The following is a 17,472-nucleotide window of genomic DNA, read 5'->3' on the forward strand; positions in this document are numbered from 1 at the left end:
CCCATGGCCCCCGCCCAGCTACCGGTCATGCGGCCGGCAGGAATATCGCCATTCTGAAGAATGCGTAGTGCAGCGATGAGCTGCTGTTCGAAGAACTGCCCGCGTCGGCCATCAAATGCCAATGTCGAAGTGGCCGATATCACCGGCACCTGCCCCCGTCTTTCGCCGTAAAAGCTTTCCAAGCCCCAGATAGCGGTAATGATGTAGGCATCCACACCATAGCGATCTCCAATCGCCATTAGCGTTCCGCGATGGCGAGAAAAGGCGGCCCGGCCCTTTTGCACGCGCTCTTCCGAGGCTGCAATTGCTAGGTAGTCTTCTAGACTGCGTTTGAACTCGGTCTGATTCCGGTCCCGCGTAACAACCCCCGGTAGATAACCGGTATCACGGAAAGCCGTGGCGAGAGTGCTTTGCGAAATGCCTTTCGTCGCTGCACGCTCGCGGAAGGAAGCAACCCAGGCATCGTAAGCTACGTTTGATACGGGCCGGAGATCGGCCGGAAGACCACTAGAACTTGTAGATGTGACCGCGCCGGGCCCTGAACCGCCACAGGCGGATAGGCCCAAAGCAATCGCCCCAAGCCCGAAGCTGCGTCTTGTTATTTGTATCCGTCCGCTCATCTCTTGATGCGATGTCCTTATTCAGCAGGCCATTCTAGACTACGACACCGAGTGCCTTTCTTGATGCATAATGCAGGATGGAGCCTCGGTCCATGTGGAGATTGCATCTCGTAGCGGGTGCGGCACCGGAATTCGACGGTTGCCGGCTCGGCTTGAGTGACAAATGCATTTCGCGAAAGGTCACAGTAACCCAGAAGCCGTTTGCAGCGACGACGCGGCTTCATTCAGTTGGCTTTCGGCAGCGCGCTCAATTCCTTCTGCAAAGCCTGGGCGCTGGATGCGCGTGACGATGTCAGCCCGCTGATCAACGCATAGGCCGCCGGTGTCAAGAAAAGCGTGAAAACAGCCGCCATTCCGAGGCCGCCGACGATGACCCAACCGATGGCCTCGCGCGCCTCGGCCCCTGCGCCACTGCCAAGGATGAGTGGTAGGCCGGCCATCACGGTGCAAATTAGTGTCATGGAAATGGCGCGCAGCCTTGCCTGTGCTGCCCCGAGTGCGGCCTCGATTACCGAGCTTCCTTCATCGCGCAGTTGATTGGCGAACTCGACCAAAAGAATGCCGTTCTTGGCCATGACTCCGATGAGCACGAGTACACCAATCTGACTGTAGATGTTGATGGTGGTTCCGGTAAGAAGCATCGCGTAGATCGCCGCACAGACGCCGAACGGGACAGTGAGCATGACCACAATCGCGCTGGTCAGGCTCTCGAATTGAGCCAACAACACCAGGAAGACGACCAGAAGGGCAATGATATAGGTGGCCAGGAGGGCAGAAGATGTCTCGTCCAGGGCGGCCGCTTCGCCGAGGAAGATCAGTCCAATACCGTCGGGCAAAGTCTCTTGCGCCAGCGCGCGCACGTCTTCGATGACCTCGCGCAGGCTGACTTGCGGCGATACCGACGCGTCAATCTCGATGGCGCGGCGCTGGGCATGGCGGTCCAGTTCGGCGGCTACTCCGTTTTCGTTCAGCGTCACAATCTGGCTGAGGGGGACAAGCTCATCCTGGTCCGAGCGCACGTAGAGGCTCATGAGGTCGACAGGATCGCGCACCGCACCCGCGGCCGACTGCAAAAGCACAGGCACGGCTTCGTCGTCGATCGTGAGCTCGGCGACCTCGTCTTCGTCGACGAGGGCACGAAGCGTAGCCGACAAGGTCGTCATCGGCACCTGCAGGTCAGAGGCGCGGGCCCGGTCGACCCCAATGCTGAGTTGCGGCTGGGTTGCCTGATACTGAATTCTGATGCCCGAAAGACCGTTGACCGAGGCAAGCTGCTGAGAGAAGGCATCGGTCGCCGCTGCGATATCCGGATAGTTCGGGCCTGTGAGTGCAATGCTAAGCCCCCCGCCGGAGGATCCCCGCAGACCAAGACTGTTGCCGCTCCGGATGCGCGTCTGCCCGCCGGCGATCATCTCGAGCTGGTCGCCAATCTCGGCCTCGATCTCTGCTTGCGAGATCTCACGCTGCTCCCAAGGAATGAGGCGCATCCCGACGGCGCCTCGATTGAGATCGTAGCGGCCGGTGATCGAGTAAAGGCTTTCCGCCACGCCGGAGTCGACATATGGCTGCAGGATGTCCTCGATCTGGACAACCTGCCGGTCTGTGTAATCAAGACCGGTGCCATCCGGCCCCTGGATCCAGACCGAAACCAGCCCTCGATCCTCGGGCGGGACCAGTTCCTCGCCAAGATCGTCGTAGACCAGGGCTGCGCCACCGGCGATCACCGTGGCGCCCACGATTGTCACGAGCGGCGCGTGGATCATCGGGCGCACAAGTGCGGTGTAGGTCTTGGCGAGCCAGTGGCCCGGCCCCTGTAATATGCTGTCGCCCCGGCCCAGAGGGTCGCCCAGCGAGGCAAGCATCGGGCACATGGTTAACGCTACGAAAGACGAGATGATCACTGTGAAGGCCAGAACGAAGCCGAATTCGGTAAAGAGCCGGCCCGCTTCGCCTGGAAGAAACGAGATCGGCACGAACACCGCGATCAGTGTTATGGTCGTGGCTATCACGGCGAAGAACACCTGACCCGAACCGATCACGGCAGCGGCCTTGGGGCCCATACCGTCCTGCCTGCGACGCTGGATGTTTTCAGTCACCACAATGGCATCGTCTACGACAAGGCCCGTGGCCAGAACCAGTGCCAGCAGCGTGATAAGGTTGATGGAAAAGCCCATCACCCAGATCCCTGCGACCGATCCGACAAGGGCGATAGGGATCGCGATCGCCGGAATAAGAGTTGCTGTCAGCCGACCGAAAAAGAGCCACATCACCACGACGACGATGAGAAGGGATAGTACCAGAGTCTTGATGACTTCGGCAATGGAGCCCTTGATAAACACTGCGTCGTCGGTTGTGACTTGAAACCCGAGGTCGGGAAAGCGCAGTTCGAGACGCTCCACCGCCTCTCTGACCTGATTGGAGATACTGACAGTGTTGGATTGTGCTTGGCGCACAATCCCGAGATTGACCACCATGCGTCCATCGAGTCGCGCGACGCTATCCGGTTTCGCGAGGCCAAAGAAGACGGATGCGACATCACCAAGTCTAACAGTGTCTCGCAGGATCAAATCTTCGATCCGTTCGGGGCTCGAGACAGTCGCGTCGGCTCGAACCAACACCTCCAGAGCACCAGAGCCGAAGCTGCCTACAGGCACGTCAAACTGCGCCGCACGTAAAACCTCCGCCACCTCGCCGATAGACATCTCGAAGGCGGCCAGTCTGTCAGGGCGCACTTCGACGCGCAGCACACGGTCCCTCGCACCAAATAGCACCACCTCTGCCACGCCATCCACAGCGGTAAACTCGGTCGCCACGGAGTCGTCCACGAGACGAGTCAATTCGTCGATGGAGCGGGTATTGCTCCAGACGGCGATGTCTATGATTGGGTCGGCATCCTGCTCGGACTTTACGACGAACAGGTCCTCGACGCCATCGGGCAGCCGCGTTTCCACCCGCGAGACCGCTTCTCGCACATCGTTGGAGGCGTTGGCCAGATCCCTGTCCGGATTGAATTCAACCCGCATCCTGAAGTTGCCCTCTTCCGAGGAAGTCCGCACCGACCTGACGCCCGCGACCCGTGCCACGGCGCCCTCGACGACCGATGCCACTTCGGCGTCCACCGTGGTGGGCGACGCGCCCGGATAGTTAGCGCGCACAGACACGATGGGCCTGTCGATGTCGGGCAGTTCTCGTATCTCGACACCCCAAAGGGCACCGATCCCGGCAAGAACAATCAGGAAGCTGAAGACTGCGGCAAGGTACGGGCGGCGGACGCTGAGATCGCTGATGCCTTGTCCCGGGAATCTCATGAGCGCGGCTCGGCGGGTGTGTTGAGCACATGAACGGCCGATCCCTCGCGCAGACGCTGCGTGCCTTCGACTACAACAAGGTCTCCCTCTTCCAGCGGTCCTTCGACGATCACCTGCCCTGCGCGTCGCCGCACGAGGCGCACCGACACCTGCTCGGCCAACTGGTTGGTCACGCGCCAAACGTGCAGTGCGCCGTCGGAAAACTGCAGGGCCAACTCTGGGACGGCCGGGAAGCTTTCGCCGGGCAGGTCGAGCCGTAGCGTGAAAGAGGCTCCGGGACGCAGCAGGTCACTTTCGTTTTCGATGGCGGCGCGCACCCGTGCGGTACGGCTGGTGGCATCGACGCGGCTGTCGATCGCATTGATCGTGCCATCGAAATCGCGTCCCTCCACTGAAGGGGTCGTTGCAGTGACGTTCAGCCCGATCGTCACGCGCCCCAGCAGCGCCTCGGGCAGATCGAACTCGATCAGAATCTTGCTTCGGTCGTCGAAGCTTGCCACCGGCCCGTCCGCCGTAACTCTGTCGCCGATCTCGACGGTGGCCAGGCCGGTGATGCCATCAAAGGGCGCCCGCAACGTTCTGTTGTCGAGGTCTTCGCGCGCCTGGTCCAATTCGATCTCAGCCACCTTGTAGTCGGTCAGCACCTCTTCGAGACGCGCGGCCGCGGTCACCCCGCTGTCCTGCAGGCGGCGATATCTGTCGCGTTCGTCGCGGGCCCGGTCGTAGCGTGCCTGAGCCAATGAGACCGCAAAACGCTCATCGGTATCTTCGAGCTGCATCAGGATGTCACCCTCGGAAAACTCTTGTCCGGGACCGATATTGAACTCCACGATCTCGCCGTCGGAGGGCGCGCGCAACGTTATCGAGCGGAGCGCGAACCCGGTGCCGATGACTGAAAGCGAACGGTCGTCGCGGACCATGTGAGCGGCGGCGACAATGACCGGAGTGCCTGTTGCGCGTGTCTGGTCGTTCGTCTCAGATATTGCCGGCGCGGCGGTGCCGGCCCACAGCCGGGCCAGATCTGAGCGCTGTTGCCACAGAAGTGCGGCACCGACGATAATGGCCGCGCAAATGGCGATCTGCTTCCATAGAGATATCATATGCGTTGGATGTCCCGGACCCAAAGAACTTGACCTTAAGTTAGCCTCAATATTGCACAGGTCACGTTCCCGGCATACCGCAGAGGCTGGTAGGCACGGGAAGAATTACTGGAATGTGTTCGATTGTGATCCAGGACGCGGTGGCTCTTCGTGCAGAGCGCAACGCCTGGCTACTGCGTTCTGCAGGGCGCACAATATGGGCGCTCATAACCTTTGGTTCGGGTGCAGCCCTGCGCGATGACATATTCACGTGGTACCGGCGTCAGCTTTGATTTTCGCACAGACCCTCGATGCTGAGCAGTCCCGCGCCGAAAACCGAATCCGGGCCTGGTTCGCCCCTATCCTGAGCACGCTGTCGCAGCTCCGCTTCAATTTCGCGGGCAGTTAGCTCGGGACGCAACTCGCGCAAGATGGCAGCGGCGGCTGTCACGAAGGGGACGGCAAAGGACGTGCCGGTCTTCCATCTCGCACCGCTGACCGATGCGGCGGTCCAGACATTCACACCGGGCGCGGCGAGGTCGACATGCGTGCCCTGTACGGCTCTGCGATAGACGGCACCGTCACGGTCAACCGCGGTCACGGCGACAACCGGATCGTATGCAGCAGGATAGGCGGGCTGGGCGTTTGGCCCAAGATTGCCCACAGCGGAGACGATGACGATATCAAAGTCGAATACAAGGCGATCAATCAGCTCCTCGAGCACCGTATTTGGCGGGCCCGCTAGGCTCAGATTGAGGATGTCGACCTGGGCCTCCGACAAGAGGCCAAGCGCCTCGATCAATGTGAAGGCATCGGAGCGCTCGTCGGAGCCGACCCTGTGGAAAGCGTCGACCGCGATCAGCTGAGATCCCGGCACCAGCCCCGGTGAGCGGGTCATCGGATCGCCGACCAGAAGGGCTGCAACCGCCGTTCCATGCACGGCGCGGGACGGGTCGAGGTCAGATCGTGCCAGCCGGATCACATCTAGGCGGGCGCTGGCGAAGGTTTCGTGCTGTTCGTTGATCCCGGTATCGATCATCCCGATCGTGACCGTCCGGGCGCAGGCTGTTTCTCGGTCGGGCATTCGGGGCCAGCCGATAGCGCGCCGCGCCGGGCATTCGGCGCCGCTGCACTCCTCCGGAAACCCCTCTTCCGAGCGGTAGTAATGGTTGAAGTCCGCCTCCTGCCCAGATGCGAGGGCGCGCACGGTGTCCCGAGCTTCGGACAGAGAGATGTTGCCTGGAATTCCCAGCCGCCGGGACGTGACTGCAATGCCGGGAACTTCAACCTCCTCGATCACGCTGAAGCCTTGGGCCGTCAACGTCGCCAAGTCGCCTTCGGTCAACGCCAAAGCGACGATCTCGTTGGCCGCAAAGCCCGGCGGCGGCGGTGCCGGCGGGCGCGGAACTGTTGTCGCGGCACGACGTTGACGTGCCCCGTCGTCATCGTCGTCATCGTCGTCATAACTATTGCCATCGTCGTCGTCATCGTCATCCGCCCAAGCGGCGTGCTGACCCGCTTCAGATGTCACCATGGGCACGACAGTGCAGAAGACACCGACAAAAAGAGCCAGGGTCAGAATGGTCGTCGGACGGGGCATGCTTTCATTCCTCTGTGGCGAGATGCTATTGGAAAGACTACGTTCGGCACAAAACATTATTCCTCAAAAAACCGGCAGCGGGAAATACGGACACCTCATGGAGGACAGTTTCGAAGAGCACCTTATCGCGGCTCTGCCAGCGCTGAGACGCTTCGCGCTATCGCTTTGCCGCCGCGCGGACATTGCCGATGACCTGGTGCAGACCGCAGTCGAACGCGCCGTGGCGCACCGGGACCAATACGATCCCGACATGCGTCTCGAGCCTTGGCTCTTCCGCATTCTACGCAACGCCTGGATCGACCAGTCACGGCGGCGCGCAACGCGCGGAACCGAGATCGATGTCACCGTCTCGCCCGAGGCGGCGACCGTCGACGGCACTCGCGTCAATGAGGCCCGCCTGATGCTGCGCGAGACCGAGGAAGCGCTGGCAGCGCTGCCCGACGACCAACGTGAGGTCATTTTGCTGGTCTGCTTCGAGGAACTTTCCTATGCCGAAGCCGCCGAGGTTCTGGGAATCCCGAAAGGAACTGTCATGAGCCGCCTTTCACGCGGCCGTGTCGCCTTGGCGGAAAAACTGGGAATAAGCTGAGGGCACGCGCGTAGTCAGAGCGAGGGAAGGAGCCATGTGATGAAACACCAGGACTGGAGCGACGAGACCCTGATGGCCTATGCCGATGGCGAACTGGACGCGCCAGTGGCAAAAGAGGTCGAGGCCGCCGCCCGCGCCGATCCCCGGATCGCCGAGCGGATTGCAAGCTTTGGCAAGACACGGGACCTTTTGAAGGAGGCTGCCCGTGCACGAGCATCGGATCCGCTCCCACCCCAACTGGAGGCGAAGGTTCGCGAAACCCTCCGCTCTGCCAGGGCGGAGGCGCCTGACAGCAGCAAGGTCACGGCATTCCGACAATCGTGGGAACGGGGTTCGAATTTTCGGCCCACCACGATCGCCGCTAGCATTGCACTGGCTGCAGGATTGGCAGGCGGCTTTTTCGTCGCACAGAACCGGGATGGCGCCGACGGGCTGCGCGGTCCCGCATTTCCGACGCCAGAAATCGCCGGTGCGCTGGACACGCTGGCATCCGGGCGAACGCAGGATGTCGATGGCGGCGAATTTCAGGCCATCGCGTCCTTCATGAATTCCGATGGCGAGCTTTGTCGTGAGTTCGAGCTTCAGGCACCGGAACTGGGTCGGATGGTGTCTGTCGCCTGCCGGTCGGATACAGGCTGGCAACAACGCTTAGCGCTGATCGAGGACGTGGCTCCGGATGGTGGATATGCGCCGGCCTCCTCGCTCGAAATGCTGGACATCTACCTTGGCTCGATCGGCGCGGGCGCACCGCTCTCCTCCGATGACGAAGCGGCCGCGTTGCGCGAAGTAGCAAGATAAATCCGGGAACTGACCCGGCCCGCAAAGCTGCCAAAAACGAAGCCGCGCCGGCAACTTTGAGCGGCGCGGCTCCTGCTCGATTGCGGCCGGTTTCAGCGCGCTTCAGTCGTCATCGTCATCGTACCGGCCGCCGTCGTCATCGTCGTCGTTCCAGCGACGTGCGCGATACCCGTCGTCATCGTCGTCATTGCGTCCGCGCCGGTATCCGTCGTCATCGTCGTCGTTCCAGTAGCGGCCGCGGTAGTCGCCGCGACGCGAGGTGTAGCCGTCCGCGATGAGCCCGTTGAGCAACCGAAGCACGGCGCCGGCCTCGTCCGCCTGCGAGGGTGCCGGCGCCGCTGTGATGGTTGCGAGGGACAGTCCGGCCGCCAGAAATGTATTGAACCTTTGCATCATATTCTCCTTTCCAGTGACGCCCCATTATCGAGGCTCAGAAGGGATTACGGATGCAGGCGGCCCCTATTCCCCGCGGTTTGAAGATTTCGTGCTGTCGGCAATCAATGGACGGCCTGCAAGGCGTAGAAAAAGGCGCCGCCCTGCGGCGAGGCAAGGATAGATGGCGGCGGCACGACGTGGCGAGGCAAAGGCACGACGTTGCAAGTCGTTCCAGAACCCCGTGGGGGCCGCCAATTTGGCCAGCAGATGAACGGCATCGCGACCATGAAAATACCGCCCCTCCCATATCGCCACCATGCCGTCGTCAAGGTCAAACTCATTCAAGAGCGCATCAGCCAGACGAGGGTCTTCCGAACGGGCATCGACAAGATCGACGCGTCCCACCGAACGTCGCAGGTTCAGAACCGATACGTAAGAGGAACAGAACGGACAATGACCGTCGTAGATTATCGTGAGTCCGTTGTGCATCCTGCTATTTCCCGCTGTCCGTCAATTCTTTGGGAATAACGTGTCACGACGCGCGTAATTCCCGAACAAGATAATATAAATCCGGAGCAAAGGTATGACGATCCGCGCAACCCCACCATCAAAATTGCTCGCCCGGGCAACGATGGCTTTGTCGACCCCGGTGTCTGGGCTTTCTGTCGCTGTTTTCAGGATCGCACTCGGGGCGCTGCTGATGTGGGACTGCTGGCGCTTTATCCGGTACGACAGGATCTGGCGCTATTGGGTCGCGCCCGAATTCCATTTCACCTATCCCGGCTTCGGATGGGTCGCGCCCTTGCCCGAACCGTGGATACAACTGGCGTGGCTGCTGGTCGGCCTCTCGGCGTTCTTCGTCATGATCGGGCTTTTCTACCGGGTCTCGATCGTGGTGCTGACGGTCACGTTCAGCTACTTCTTCCTGCTCGACAAGGCGGAGTACCTCAACCACTTCTATCTGGTCATTCTGTTCCTGATCCTGATGTGCTTTCTGCCCGCGCATCGCACGCTGTCGCTTGATGCCTGGCTCCGTCCATCTATTCGGGCACCTCACATTCCCTACGCGGCAGTTTTCATCCTGAGGATGCAGATGGAAATCATGCTCATATTTGCAGGCCTGGTGAAATTGACGCCGGATTGGCTGGCGGGCGAACCTCTGGGGCTCTGGCTTCGTGCGCAAGCCGACGACTTTGCCTTTGGATTTCTGTTTCACTACGACTGGATCATCATCGCAGGTGCCTGGAGTACCATTGGGCTGCATGTCCTTGGCGCTCCGCTGCTGCTCTGGCGCAGAACGAGGATCACGGTGTCCGCGATCTACTGCGTGTTCCACAGCCTGAACGCCATTTTCTTCAATATCGGTATCTTTCCATGGGTGACCATCGCGGCAACGACGATATTCTTCGCACCCGATTGGCCGGGCCGGATAATCACGACCCTCCGGACATCCGATGCGCGCGCGGCCCCGATGCCGGGCTCTGCAACGAAAATTCCCAGGGTCGCTTTGATTGGCTTAGCTGCATGGATAGCGCTTCAGATCGCGCTGCCGCTCCGGGCCGCCGCTTTCGACAGCGAAGTCCGGTGGAGTGGAGACGGCCACCGTTTCTCTTGGCGTATGCGGATCTATGACCGTTCAGCCGAAGGCGCTTTCATTGTCGAGGCCGACGGTCAGGAGTGGACCGTCGTTCCGACCGACTACCTGACCCCGCGCCAAGCATCGAAGATGCTTGTGCGCAGCGATATGGTGCACCAATTCGCCAACCACCTTGCAGATACCTGGCGAACAGTTGGGTATCGAGACGTGAGCGTGTATGCGGAGATCGAAAAGTCGCTGAATGGTCGCAGCCCGCAGCTGTTTGTTGATCCCGAAGTAGACATCGCTAACGCGGAGCTTTCGTCATTTGCTAAAGATACGTGGGTCATGCCGCTGCTGGATCCGATCCAGGGCGCCGGGGAGAACAGAATGCGTTAAGAGTTTCGTCTCAGGCAGCGGCACCCAATTTCAAAAACCACATCGGACCTGGTGATAGTTGTTTTCAATAGCAACCATTTGCTCCGATCGCACCATTCATCATGTTGGGCTCACTTCAGTCGTTTGCCGCAAGGTGCATGAGGCCCAGGCGGGGCATTCGGGTACATGCACCTTCCAGCCGCCTTAGACCACCGTCGGTGACTGGGTCCGCGTTATGCCGGCTTTTTATCAGGCGCTGAGTGAAGCCGAGATAGTTGATGAACCCTCATGTAGCGACCGACCCTGGACAATTCTGCCGTTCGGTTTGGCATCCCCCGACGTGTATTCCTGGGGAGCAGTTCGAGAAGCCTTTTCAGCCTTCAGATGAGGCCACCATCTCTCCTGCGTAAGCATCCATAAGCTCCGCTCCAAATTCCTCTTCACCTTCGCCTCTGAGAGCCGAGATACTTGCGAGCGCTTTATCGCGAACTTCCCGGTTGGGGTATACCGTTACAATGGCAAAACGGTCCAATTCCGTGTCGACGAGCATTGAGCGCTCTGCACCCAGAGAAATGAGCCCAGGAAAGTATTTTCGCACCATCAATTGCTTCACATGCGCGAGGTTCTCCAACTCACCTACCATTCGCCATGTCGTGATGGAAACAAAGCTCATTTGACCTTCCTCCGCAAAACGAACATAGCACATATTTGCGCCCCGGTCCCTTTCGCAGTCGCAGTCAGGCTTTGCATGGCGGTCGTTAGTGGAACTGTGGCGCGCTGAGAATAAGATGCGATAAGTGCCGATCGCTTTGACCGGCTTGAGTGCTCGTACTCTGGCGGCGACCATTCAACGTGCCAGCCGCACCAACAACCCGCGCACGTTCGAGACATGCCATCGGCCTCCCCGTCGGGTCATGATCCTGCGGTCATTCAGCGCCTCCGCGATGCCTCGGAGTGTCGTCACGGCGTGCTTCGTGGCGCAATAGACCGCGCCGGACGCCACGGTGACATGGCCATAGACCGAGGACACGTTGATGACCTGGCCAGATTTCTGCTCTTTGAAGATCGGCAGCACGGCGGCAATGCCGTAAAGTGTGCCCTTCATGTTCACGTCGATCATCTGGTCCCACTCGTCGATCCGCAGGCTTTCGAGGGGCGAGAGCGGCATGAGACCCGCGTTGTTGACGATGACGTCGACGCGGCCGAACGTGTCCTTGGCCTTGGTGACGAGCGCCCGCACATCGTCGAGCTTGGTCACGTCGGTTTCCATCGCGACGGCCTCGCCGCGCGCGTCGTTGATGTCTTTGACGATGCTGTCGAGCCGGTCCTTGCGGCGCGCGCCAAGGGCAAGTTTCGCGCCTTTGGTGGCCAGGTCGCGGGCCGTGGGCTCGCCCATGCCCGAGGAGGCGCCGGTGATGACGATGACTTTGCCTGTGATGTTGTCGGTCATGATGTGTCCTTTCGTTTTGGATGCAGGTTTGGGGCGGACAGGCTGTGAAAGCCCTGCCCGATGTGGGTGGGTTGAGGTTCAGGGTGGCCTAGTCCGCCAGCTCGATGCGGACAGGAAAATCTCCGTCGCGGACAAGCACGTCGATCGGCCCGTCAAAGGCGCCAAGCCGCACAAGGCCACGCGAGCGCTGGAATGGCTTGTAGAAGATCGACAGATCGCCCCAAGGCGCATAAAGCGTGATGTCACCGGCCTTGTCACATTTGCCGCGCTGATGACACGGCAAGACACGGGCGCCTTGTCCGATCACGTGGCGCTGGCGCTGGACGCGGGCGTCACCGCGGCCGAGATTTCCGAGACGATCACGCATCTGGCCTTTTACACCGGATGCTGGATATCCAAGGCGTGCGCGAGACCGTGAACATGGACCATATCACGCGCGGCTACTATTATATCAAGGCACTGAACCCGACGCGCATCCGGCCCGTGGGCCCCGCGCATGTGGTCAAGACGCTTGGGCTTTGAGGTTGGAATTAACTCGCCGACTGTGACCTAGATCAGCCGTTGCGGCATGTCTGAAAATGTTTCGCGTTTCACACCCTGCCTACTCGGCTATCATGGTTCCCCTATCAGACGAACGTCCGGCAATATTAATGCTCCAACCGACACACTGGATTGAAGATTTCGCCAAAGCGGACGTTGAACATTGATGCAGCGAAGGTCCGCTCCCCGCCCAACCTGCCGGGAAGAACACACAAAGTTCCGGCTTGAACCAAAGTCCGATACAATTTGACGCTAGTCGCTTTTGGGCAACCGACACCGAAATCCAAGGCAACAGGTGGCGTTCTTGGAATCGCCAGTATTATCAGTGCCTTGAAAGGCTATTCACCAAATCGGCGCAGTCATGAGGTCCGGAGAATACCAGCCCTGAGAGACCGCTTCCGTGCTTCTTAGCCCAAGCGTCGGTGCTCGGCCCATCCTGCATAACTCTCAAATATAACGGGAAAATCCGGCCGCAGCCGGATCCGGAGAACGCTTTCGCGGGGGCAAGTGGCGGAGAGACAGGGATTCGAACCCTGGAGACGGTTTCCCGCCTACACGCGTTCCAGGCGTGCGCCTTCGACCACTCGGCCACCTCTCCGGTCTGGCCTCTTTATCGCCAGCGATCATGCCAGTTCAAGAGCTTTCTTACGCGCCGCTCAGCGGCCATCGCCTGCCCCGCCGCCACCGCCGTCGCCGTCCGCATCCCCGTCCATGTCTGGTGGTTCGTCGCGCTGGCGCGGCACGCTGGCGGCTGGTGCGGGCATCGCGGCGGGCGTTTCTGCGGCATCGGTTCCGGCTTTGCCGGCACCACCGCCCAAGACTTCGGCATTGCGAATCCAGATGTCGCGCTGCGCGAACGGTATCTCGATCCCGGCTGCCGCGAACCGGCTGGCAATTTCGTGGTTCATTTCCGAATGCACGGACAGCACGTAGTTCACGTCGCGCAATATGGCACGGATCTCGAAATCCAGCGCGTCAGCCCCGAAGCCGCGGAACACCACCGCCGGCGGCGGATTCAGCAGGACAAGCGGATGCGCCTCGGCAATCTCCTGCAGGATGCCTTCGACCATCTTCGTGTCCGTGCCATAGGCCACGCCCACCGGCACGATCAGGCGCCCAACGGTGTTGCCGCGGGTATAGTTCGTGACCCGACCCGACACGAGATCGGCATTGGGCACGATTACGTCGGACCGGTCGAAGGTCTGGATGATCGTCGAGCGTACCGAGATGTCCTTGACGTTGCCGTGCACGCCGCCCACCTCGATCCAATCGCCTTCGGAAATGGGCCGTTCGACCAGCAGGATGATGCCGCTGACAAAGTTCGACACCACGTTTTGCAGACCAAAACCGATACCGACCGAAAGCGCGCCAGCGACATAGCCCAGAGCGGTAAGGTCGATACCCGCGCTGGTGATGGCGATGATCGCGGCGAGGAAGATCCCGATATATCCGACCCCGGACAGGATCGCATTGCGTCCGCCGGGGTCAATCTTGGTCTTCGGCAGGATGGTGTTCCTGAGCGCGCCCTGAAGCAGACGCGTCGCGGTGTACCCCAGAACAAAAACAAACGCGAGCGTCAGAAAGATCATGGGCGAAATGCGCGTCTCGCCGATCATGAACCCTTCGGCGGCGCGGGCATAAAGCTCGGTCAGGTCCGCAACCCGCGCGCCCCAGATAAGCGCGAAGACCGGCAACGACATCAGTACAAGCACCACACCCACCAGGATGGGAATAAGCGACTCACCGGCGCCCGCGCGGTTGCGGGTCACCAGAACGTACACCTCGACCACGACCCGTTGCAGCACCAGCAGCATCGCAAGCAATTCGATCGAGCCCAGGGACGGGTAAAGCAGTGCCTGCGCCAGCCGGAAGTATCCGATCGCCCCCAGCAGCGGGACGACGACGGAAAGCGCAGCCATAAGAAAAGCGAGGATGCCTGTCATGCGCGAGCGATAGGTTTCCTGACCCTCGGCCTCCGCATCCGCCCGGACATGCTCTCGCAAAAGCCGCGAGATACGCAGCAGAAGAAGGCTGCACACGACCATGACCGGAAACTGAATCACCACCGAGGCCGGCTGACTCCACTGCGAAATGTCACCGACCTGCTGAATGAAAACGCTCCCCGACGCAAACGCGCCAAGAAGCATCCCGTAAAAACGTCCCTTTCGGCGGCTTTCTTTCGACAGGTTCAGCGGCAGAGTGCGGGCTTCCTGAGCGGGGAAAACGCGCGAGGCAAGCCAGCGTGCAAGAAGGAAGGTAAAGACGAGCGGACCGAGAACATCCAGCATCTGGCTGCCGCGCAATCCGACCAGGCCGGAGCTGGAGATCGCTTCGATCAGGAAGTACACGCCGAACAGCGGCAGCAGCAGGCTGCCCATGGAGACGATGAAGCCGATGATCCATCGCGCCGCGCCGGGATCTTCGCCCAGGATCCTGCGTGTCAGTTTGTGCGTCCACGCGCGCCCCCGTGCCACCAGCACGAGGCCGATCACCGACATGACCAGCAAGGCCGGAATATTCCCCCGGGTTTCGTCGCGCTGGACGGGGTTGCCCCATGCGGTCGTGACCTCCGAGCGCAGGGTCGACGCGGTCCGGGCAAGCGCGGCAAAGCCTTCGGGCCAGTGAACCGGGTTCAGCGGCGATGCGCCAAACTCCAGGATCTCACGGGTCTGTCGCTCACGGATGATCGTGTCGATGCCCTGGATCAGCCCGTCGGCACGGGTGAAGGAAAGTTCGGCCTGGCGCACCGGCTCCCGCAGGCGAGCGAGCCGGTCTTGCAGCATATTGCGTTCCGCCGTGATCTCGGCGGGTTCGGTCTCGCCCTCTTCCGGCGCGGGGCCAATCGCTTCCAGCTGGCGCTGTACTGTTCCTATAGCGTTTCGATTGATGTCCTGGGCCTCCAGGAACTGCTGCCGCCAGCCGGCCAGCTCGTTGCGCAATGCCTCCAGTGCGTTGGTCGAGGCCCGGCCCGTTTCGATGGCCTCGTCCGCCCGCTGTGCCACACGCGTCCAGGTCTCATAGTCAGGCAAGTCGTCGGAAGCTTGCGATTGTGCCGCCGCAGGCAACGTGGTCGAGATCAGTGCAGTCGTCAGCCCTGCCCCGCATCCGGCCAGTATCAGGACCAGAACGATCAGGCAGCGCAGCACTCGGGTCATTCCACGAAGACCCCGGGAATGCTGCGCGGTCCCTCGGTCAGCCAATCGGGGGTCGGCAGGTTCTTCTCGCGCAGGAACTCGGGGTTGAACAGCTTTGACTGATAGCGCGTGCCATAATCGCAAAGCACGGTCACGAGAGTGTGCCCCGGCCCCATGTCCCGCGCCATGCGGATGGCCCCGGCGATGTTCACCCCGGTCGAGGCGCCCATGCACAGGCCCTCGTGCTCCAACAGGTCGAACACGATCGGCAACGCCTCCTCGTCCGGGATCTGATAGGCGAAATCGGGCCTGAACCCTTCCAGGTTCGCGGTGATCCGTGCCTGCCCGATGCCCTCGGCGATGGAACTGCCTTCGGCCTCCAGCTCTCCGGTCGTGTAGTAGGAATAGAGCTTTGCGCCCATCGGGTCGGCGATGCCCATCTTGACGCCTTTGGATTGCAACGCCATCGCCACCCCGGCCAGAGTGCCGCCCGAGCCGCAGGCGCAGATGAACCCGTCGACCTTGCCGCCGGTCTGCTCCCATATCTCGGGGCCGGTCGTCTCGACATGGGCCTGGCGGTTGGCGGTGTTGTCGAACTGGTTTGCCCAGATCACGCCCTTTTCGGCGGTCTCGGCCAGTTTCTTGGCCAGACGTTCGGAATAGCGCACGAAATTGTTGGGATTGCTGTAGGGCGCGGCCGGAACCTGCACCAGCTCGGCACCCGCAAGGGTCAGCATATCCTTCTTTTCCTGGCTTTGCGTTTCCGGGATCACGATCACCGTCTTGAACCCCATGGACGCGCCCACCAGCGCCAGCCCGATGCCCGTGTTGCCCGCCGTCCCCTCGACGATCGTGCCGCCGGGTTTCAATTCGCCACGCGCCACAGCGTCGGTGATGATCGACAGCGCCGCGCGATCCTTGACCGACTGCCCCGGGTTCAGGAATTCAGCCTTGCCATAGATGTCACAGCCGGTCTCTTCGCTGGCCTTGCGCAGTTTGATGAGGGGGGTGTTTCCGACCGCGTCGGCCAGATCCTTGGCGATCCGCATCGCTGAGGCTCCTTAAATCAGCATTCGGAATCTGATTAAGGCGGAAACGCCGTGAACTCAAGCGGATGCGGTCAGGCGCGGGCGTTCCCGTTCCAGCCAGAGCAGCAATGCGAAAAGCGGACCGATGTTGATTTCGCCGGTACGGGTCATGTCCATCGCCGTTTCAAAATCAATGATATGGCGACGAATGTCTTCATGCTCGACCTCCAGTCCGCCGTGACTCTTCCCGCCTTCGGGAAGATCGCACAGCCCGACATAGCAGTGGAACATCTCTGTCGAACAGCCCGGCGAACAGTAATGCGATGACACATGTTCGAGCTTGGCAAGCTCAAGATCGGCCTCTTCCCGGCACTCGCGCCGCGCGGTTTCTTCCGGGGTTTCACCGGCATCCACACGTCCCGCCACAGGCTCCAATACCCAAGGGTATGGGTCGCCGCGTCCGAACGGGCCCATCCGGAACTGCTCGACCAAGAGCACACGATCCCGTACGGGATCGTATGGCAAAACGAGGGCGGCGTCGGTGGCGACGAACACTTCCCGCGTCAGCGCTTCGGTCATCTCGCCACTGAACTGCGGATGGCGCAGGCGGTAACTGCGGGTCAGAAAGAACCCCTCGTGCGGCGTGTCCTGCGACAGGGTTTCGACCGCATCGGCCTGCATGGCGCTGCGCAGATGCGTCGGCGCCTGCTGCCGCGACGCGATCACACGCGCAGCGGCCCGCGACAGGATCATCTGGCGACGCGGTTCAAGATCCTCTGCCCCCACCCGTCCGTAATATCCCATGATCTCGTCGGCGGCGTTTTCGTATAGCTGCGGGTCAGCATCGTCGCCGGCACCCAAGACCATCCCCTCTTCCGTTTCGTTGCATGAAATGCCCGCAACCGTGGCAAAGAAAAGCGCGCGATCGGCGTCAGCACCCGTCAAATGCCCTTGGGTTTCCTTGCCAGCCGACAGACGTCTCAGCAAGGTATCTGTC

At 61.1% G+C, this 17,472-nt stretch carries 17 protein-coding genes and 1 tRNA gene; 5 read left to right on the top strand and 13 right to left on the bottom strand.

Annotated features, from left to right (window positions below; all coding sequences use genetic code 11):
- The 4 genes from XM53_RS20695 to XM53_RS20710 all read right to left on the bottom strand — a co-directional run.
- The coding region (locus XM53_RS20695; protein WP_144435639.1) for a lytic murein transglycosylase at window positions 1–608 on the bottom strand (608 nt) is incomplete at its 3' end.
- Window positions 609–844: 236 nt separating this feature from the next.
- Window positions 845–3,928, bottom strand: a complete 3,084-nt coding sequence (locus XM53_RS20700; RefSeq protein WP_057796710.1) for an efflux RND transporter permease subunit — start codon at window positions 3,926–3,928, stop codon at window positions 845–847.
- On the bottom strand, window positions 3,925–4,848 hold the full coding sequence (locus XM53_RS20705) for an efflux RND transporter periplasmic adaptor subunit (protein ID WP_057796711.1): 924 nt from the start codon (window positions 4,846–4,848) through the stop codon (window positions 3,925–3,927). The genes XM53_RS20700 and XM53_RS20705 overlap by 4 nt, the downstream gene beginning before the upstream one ends.
- A gap of 442 nt (window positions 4,849–5,290) precedes the next feature.
- Window positions 5,291–6,607 (bottom strand): S8 family serine peptidase, encoded by a 1,317-nt coding sequence (locus tag XM53_RS20710; protein WP_057796712.1) that lies wholly within the window; start codon window positions 6,605–6,607, stop codon window positions 5,291–5,293.
- Here XM53_RS20710 and XM53_RS20715 point away from each other — a divergent pair.
- Window positions 6,606–7,196 carry an RNA polymerase sigma factor gene (locus tag XM53_RS20715; RefSeq protein ID WP_328586699.1) on the top strand — a complete coding sequence of 197 codons (591 nt, stop codon included), beginning with the start codon at window positions 6,606–6,608 and terminating at the stop codon, window positions 7,194–7,196. The two genes, XM53_RS20710 and XM53_RS20715, sit on opposite strands and share 2 nt — an antisense overlap.
- 39 nt (window positions 7,197–7,235) lie before the next feature.
- Window positions 7,236–7,994 (top strand): anti-sigma factor family protein, encoded by a 759-nt coding sequence (locus XM53_RS20720; RefSeq protein WP_057796714.1) that lies wholly within the window; start codon window positions 7,236–7,238, stop codon window positions 7,992–7,994.
- Between the two features lie 102 nt (window positions 7,995–8,096).
- On the opposite strand, the gene XM53_RS20725 is transcribed toward XM53_RS20720, so the two are convergent.
- Both XM53_RS20725 and XM53_RS20730 read right to left on the bottom strand, forming a co-directional pair.
- Entirely contained in the window at window positions 8,097–8,387 is a 291-nt protein-coding gene (locus XM53_RS20725; RefSeq protein ID WP_144435638.1) for a hypothetical protein, read from the bottom strand.
- Window positions 8,388–8,453: 66 nt separating this feature from the next.
- Entirely contained in the window at window positions 8,454–8,858 is a 405-nt protein-coding gene (locus tag XM53_RS20730) for a thiol-disulfide oxidoreductase DCC family protein (protein WP_057796716.1), read from the bottom strand.
- A gap of 94 nt (window positions 8,859–8,952) precedes the next feature.
- On the opposite strand from XM53_RS20730, the gene XM53_RS20735 reads away from it, so the two are divergent.
- Window positions 8,953–10,344, top strand: coding sequence for an HTTM domain-containing protein (locus XM53_RS20735; RefSeq protein ID WP_057796717.1), 1,392 nt, complete (start codon window positions 8,953–8,955; stop codon window positions 10,342–10,344).
- 352 nt (window positions 10,345–10,696) lie between these two features.
- Here the strand turns inward: XM53_RS20735 and XM53_RS20740 are convergent, their stop codons facing one another.
- The 3 genes from XM53_RS20740 to XM53_RS23820 form a co-directional block, all read right to left on the bottom strand.
- Window positions 10,697–10,996: a hypothetical protein gene (locus XM53_RS20740; RefSeq protein ID WP_057796718.1), complete on the bottom strand. Its 300-nt coding sequence runs from the start codon at window positions 10,994–10,996 to the stop codon at window positions 10,697–10,699.
- Between the two features lie 174 nt (window positions 10,997–11,170).
- Entirely contained in the window at window positions 11,171–11,773 is a 603-nt protein-coding gene (locus XM53_RS20745) for an SDR family NAD(P)-dependent oxidoreductase (RefSeq protein ID WP_057796719.1), read from the bottom strand.
- 88 nt (window positions 11,774–11,861) lie between these two features.
- A complete protein-coding gene (locus tag XM53_RS23820) occupies window positions 11,862–12,080 on the bottom strand; it encodes a cyclophilin-like fold protein (protein WP_236544587.1) in 219 nt (72 codons plus the stop codon).
- Between XM53_RS23820 and XM53_RS23825 the strand changes: the two genes are divergently transcribed.
- Both XM53_RS23825 and XM53_RS23270 read left to right on the top strand, forming a co-directional pair.
- Window positions 12,045–12,191, top strand: a complete 147-nt coding sequence (locus XM53_RS23825; RefSeq protein WP_236544588.1) for a carboxymuconolactone decarboxylase family protein — start codon at window positions 12,045–12,047, stop codon at window positions 12,189–12,191. The two genes, XM53_RS23820 and XM53_RS23825, sit on opposite strands and share 36 nt — an antisense overlap.
- Window positions 12,158–12,295: a hypothetical protein gene (locus tag XM53_RS23270; RefSeq protein WP_236544591.1), complete on the top strand. Its 138-nt coding sequence runs from the start codon at window positions 12,158–12,160 to the stop codon at window positions 12,293–12,295. The genes XM53_RS23825 and XM53_RS23270 overlap by 34 nt, the downstream gene beginning before the upstream one ends.
- Before the next feature lie 526 nt (window positions 12,296–12,821).
- On the opposite strand, the gene XM53_RS20755 is transcribed toward XM53_RS23270, so the two are convergent.
- The 4 genes from XM53_RS20755 to XM53_RS20770 all read right to left on the bottom strand — a co-directional run bounded on the left by XM53_RS20755 (window position 12,822) and on the right by XM53_RS20770 (window position 17,462).
- A tRNA-Ser gene (locus tag XM53_RS20755) sits at window positions 12,822–12,911 on the bottom strand.
- 58 nt (window positions 12,912–12,969) lie between these two features.
- On the bottom strand, window positions 12,970–15,468 hold the full coding sequence (locus tag XM53_RS20760) for a DUF3772 domain-containing protein (protein WP_057796721.1): 2,499 nt from the start codon (window positions 15,466–15,468) through the stop codon (window positions 12,970–12,972).
- Window positions 15,465–16,496, bottom strand: coding sequence for a cysteine synthase A (locus tag XM53_RS20765; RefSeq protein ID WP_057796722.1), 1,032 nt, complete (start codon window positions 16,494–16,496; stop codon window positions 15,465–15,467). Before XM53_RS20765 ends, XM53_RS20760 begins: the two co-directional genes overlap by 4 nt.
- Before the next feature lie 57 nt (window positions 16,497–16,553).
- Entirely contained in the window at window positions 16,554–17,462 is a 909-nt protein-coding gene (locus XM53_RS20770; RefSeq protein WP_236544589.1) for an NUDIX domain-containing protein, read from the bottom strand.
- Window positions 17,463–17,472: the final 10 nt, after the last annotated feature.

Origin of the sequence: Roseovarius atlanticus (assembly GCF_001441615.1) — a bacterium.
Lineage (GTDB): Bacteria > Pseudomonadota > Alphaproteobacteria > Rhodobacterales > Rhodobacteraceae > Roseovarius > Roseovarius atlanticus.

What these genes read in the sequence shown, in the direction of transcription:
- XM53_RS23270 (WP_236544591.1), top strand. Translation starts at nt 12,158, where the DNA reads ATGCTGGATATCCAAGGCGTGCGCGAGACCGTGAACATGGACCATATC.
- XM53_RS20710 (WP_057796712.1), bottom strand. Translation starts at nt 6,607, where the DNA reads ATGCCCCGTCCGACGACCATTCTGACCCTGGCTCTTTTTGTCGGTGTC.
- XM53_RS20705 (WP_057796711.1), bottom strand. Translation starts at nt 4,848, where the DNA reads ATGGTCCGCGACGACCGTTCGCTTTCAGTCATCGGCACCGGGTTCGCG.
- XM53_RS20700 (WP_057796710.1), bottom strand. Translation starts at nt 3,928, where the DNA reads ATGAGATTCCCGGGACAAGGCATCAGCGATCTCAGCGTCCGCCGCCCG.
- XM53_RS20760 (WP_057796721.1), bottom strand. Translation starts at nt 15,468, where the DNA reads ATGACCCGAGTGCTGCGCTGCCTGATCGTTCTGGTCCTGATACTGGCC.
- XM53_RS20765 (WP_057796722.1), bottom strand. Translation starts at nt 16,496, where the DNA reads ATGCGGATCGCCAAGGATCTGGCCGACGCGGTCGGAAACACCCCCCTC.
- XM53_RS20720 (WP_057796714.1), top strand. Translation starts at nt 7,236, where the DNA reads ATGAAACACCAGGACTGGAGCGACGAGACCCTGATGGCCTATGCCGAT.
- XM53_RS20715 (WP_328586699.1), top strand. Translation starts at nt 6,606, where the DNA reads ATGCTTTCATTCCTCTGTGGCGAGATGCTATTGGAAAGACTACGTTCG.
- XM53_RS20725 (WP_144435638.1), bottom strand. Translation starts at nt 8,387, where the DNA reads ATGCAAAGGTTCAATACATTTCTGGCGGCCGGACTGTCCCTCGCAACC.
- XM53_RS20745 (WP_057796719.1), bottom strand. Translation starts at nt 11,773, where the DNA reads ATGACCGACAACATCACAGGCAAAGTCATCGTCATCACCGGCGCCTCC.
- XM53_RS20730 (WP_057796716.1), bottom strand. Translation starts at nt 8,858, where the DNA reads ATGCACAACGGACTCACGATAATCTACGACGGTCATTGTCCGTTCTGT.
- XM53_RS20740 (WP_057796718.1), bottom strand. Translation starts at nt 10,996, where the DNA reads ATGAGCTTTGTTTCCATCACGACATGGCGAATGGTAGGTGAGTTGGAG.
- XM53_RS23825 (WP_236544588.1), top strand. Translation starts at nt 12,045, where the DNA reads ATGACACGGCAAGACACGGGCGCCTTGTCCGATCACGTGGCGCTGGCG.
- XM53_RS20735 (WP_057796717.1), top strand. Translation starts at nt 8,953, where the DNA reads ATGACGATCCGCGCAACCCCACCATCAAAATTGCTCGCCCGGGCAACG.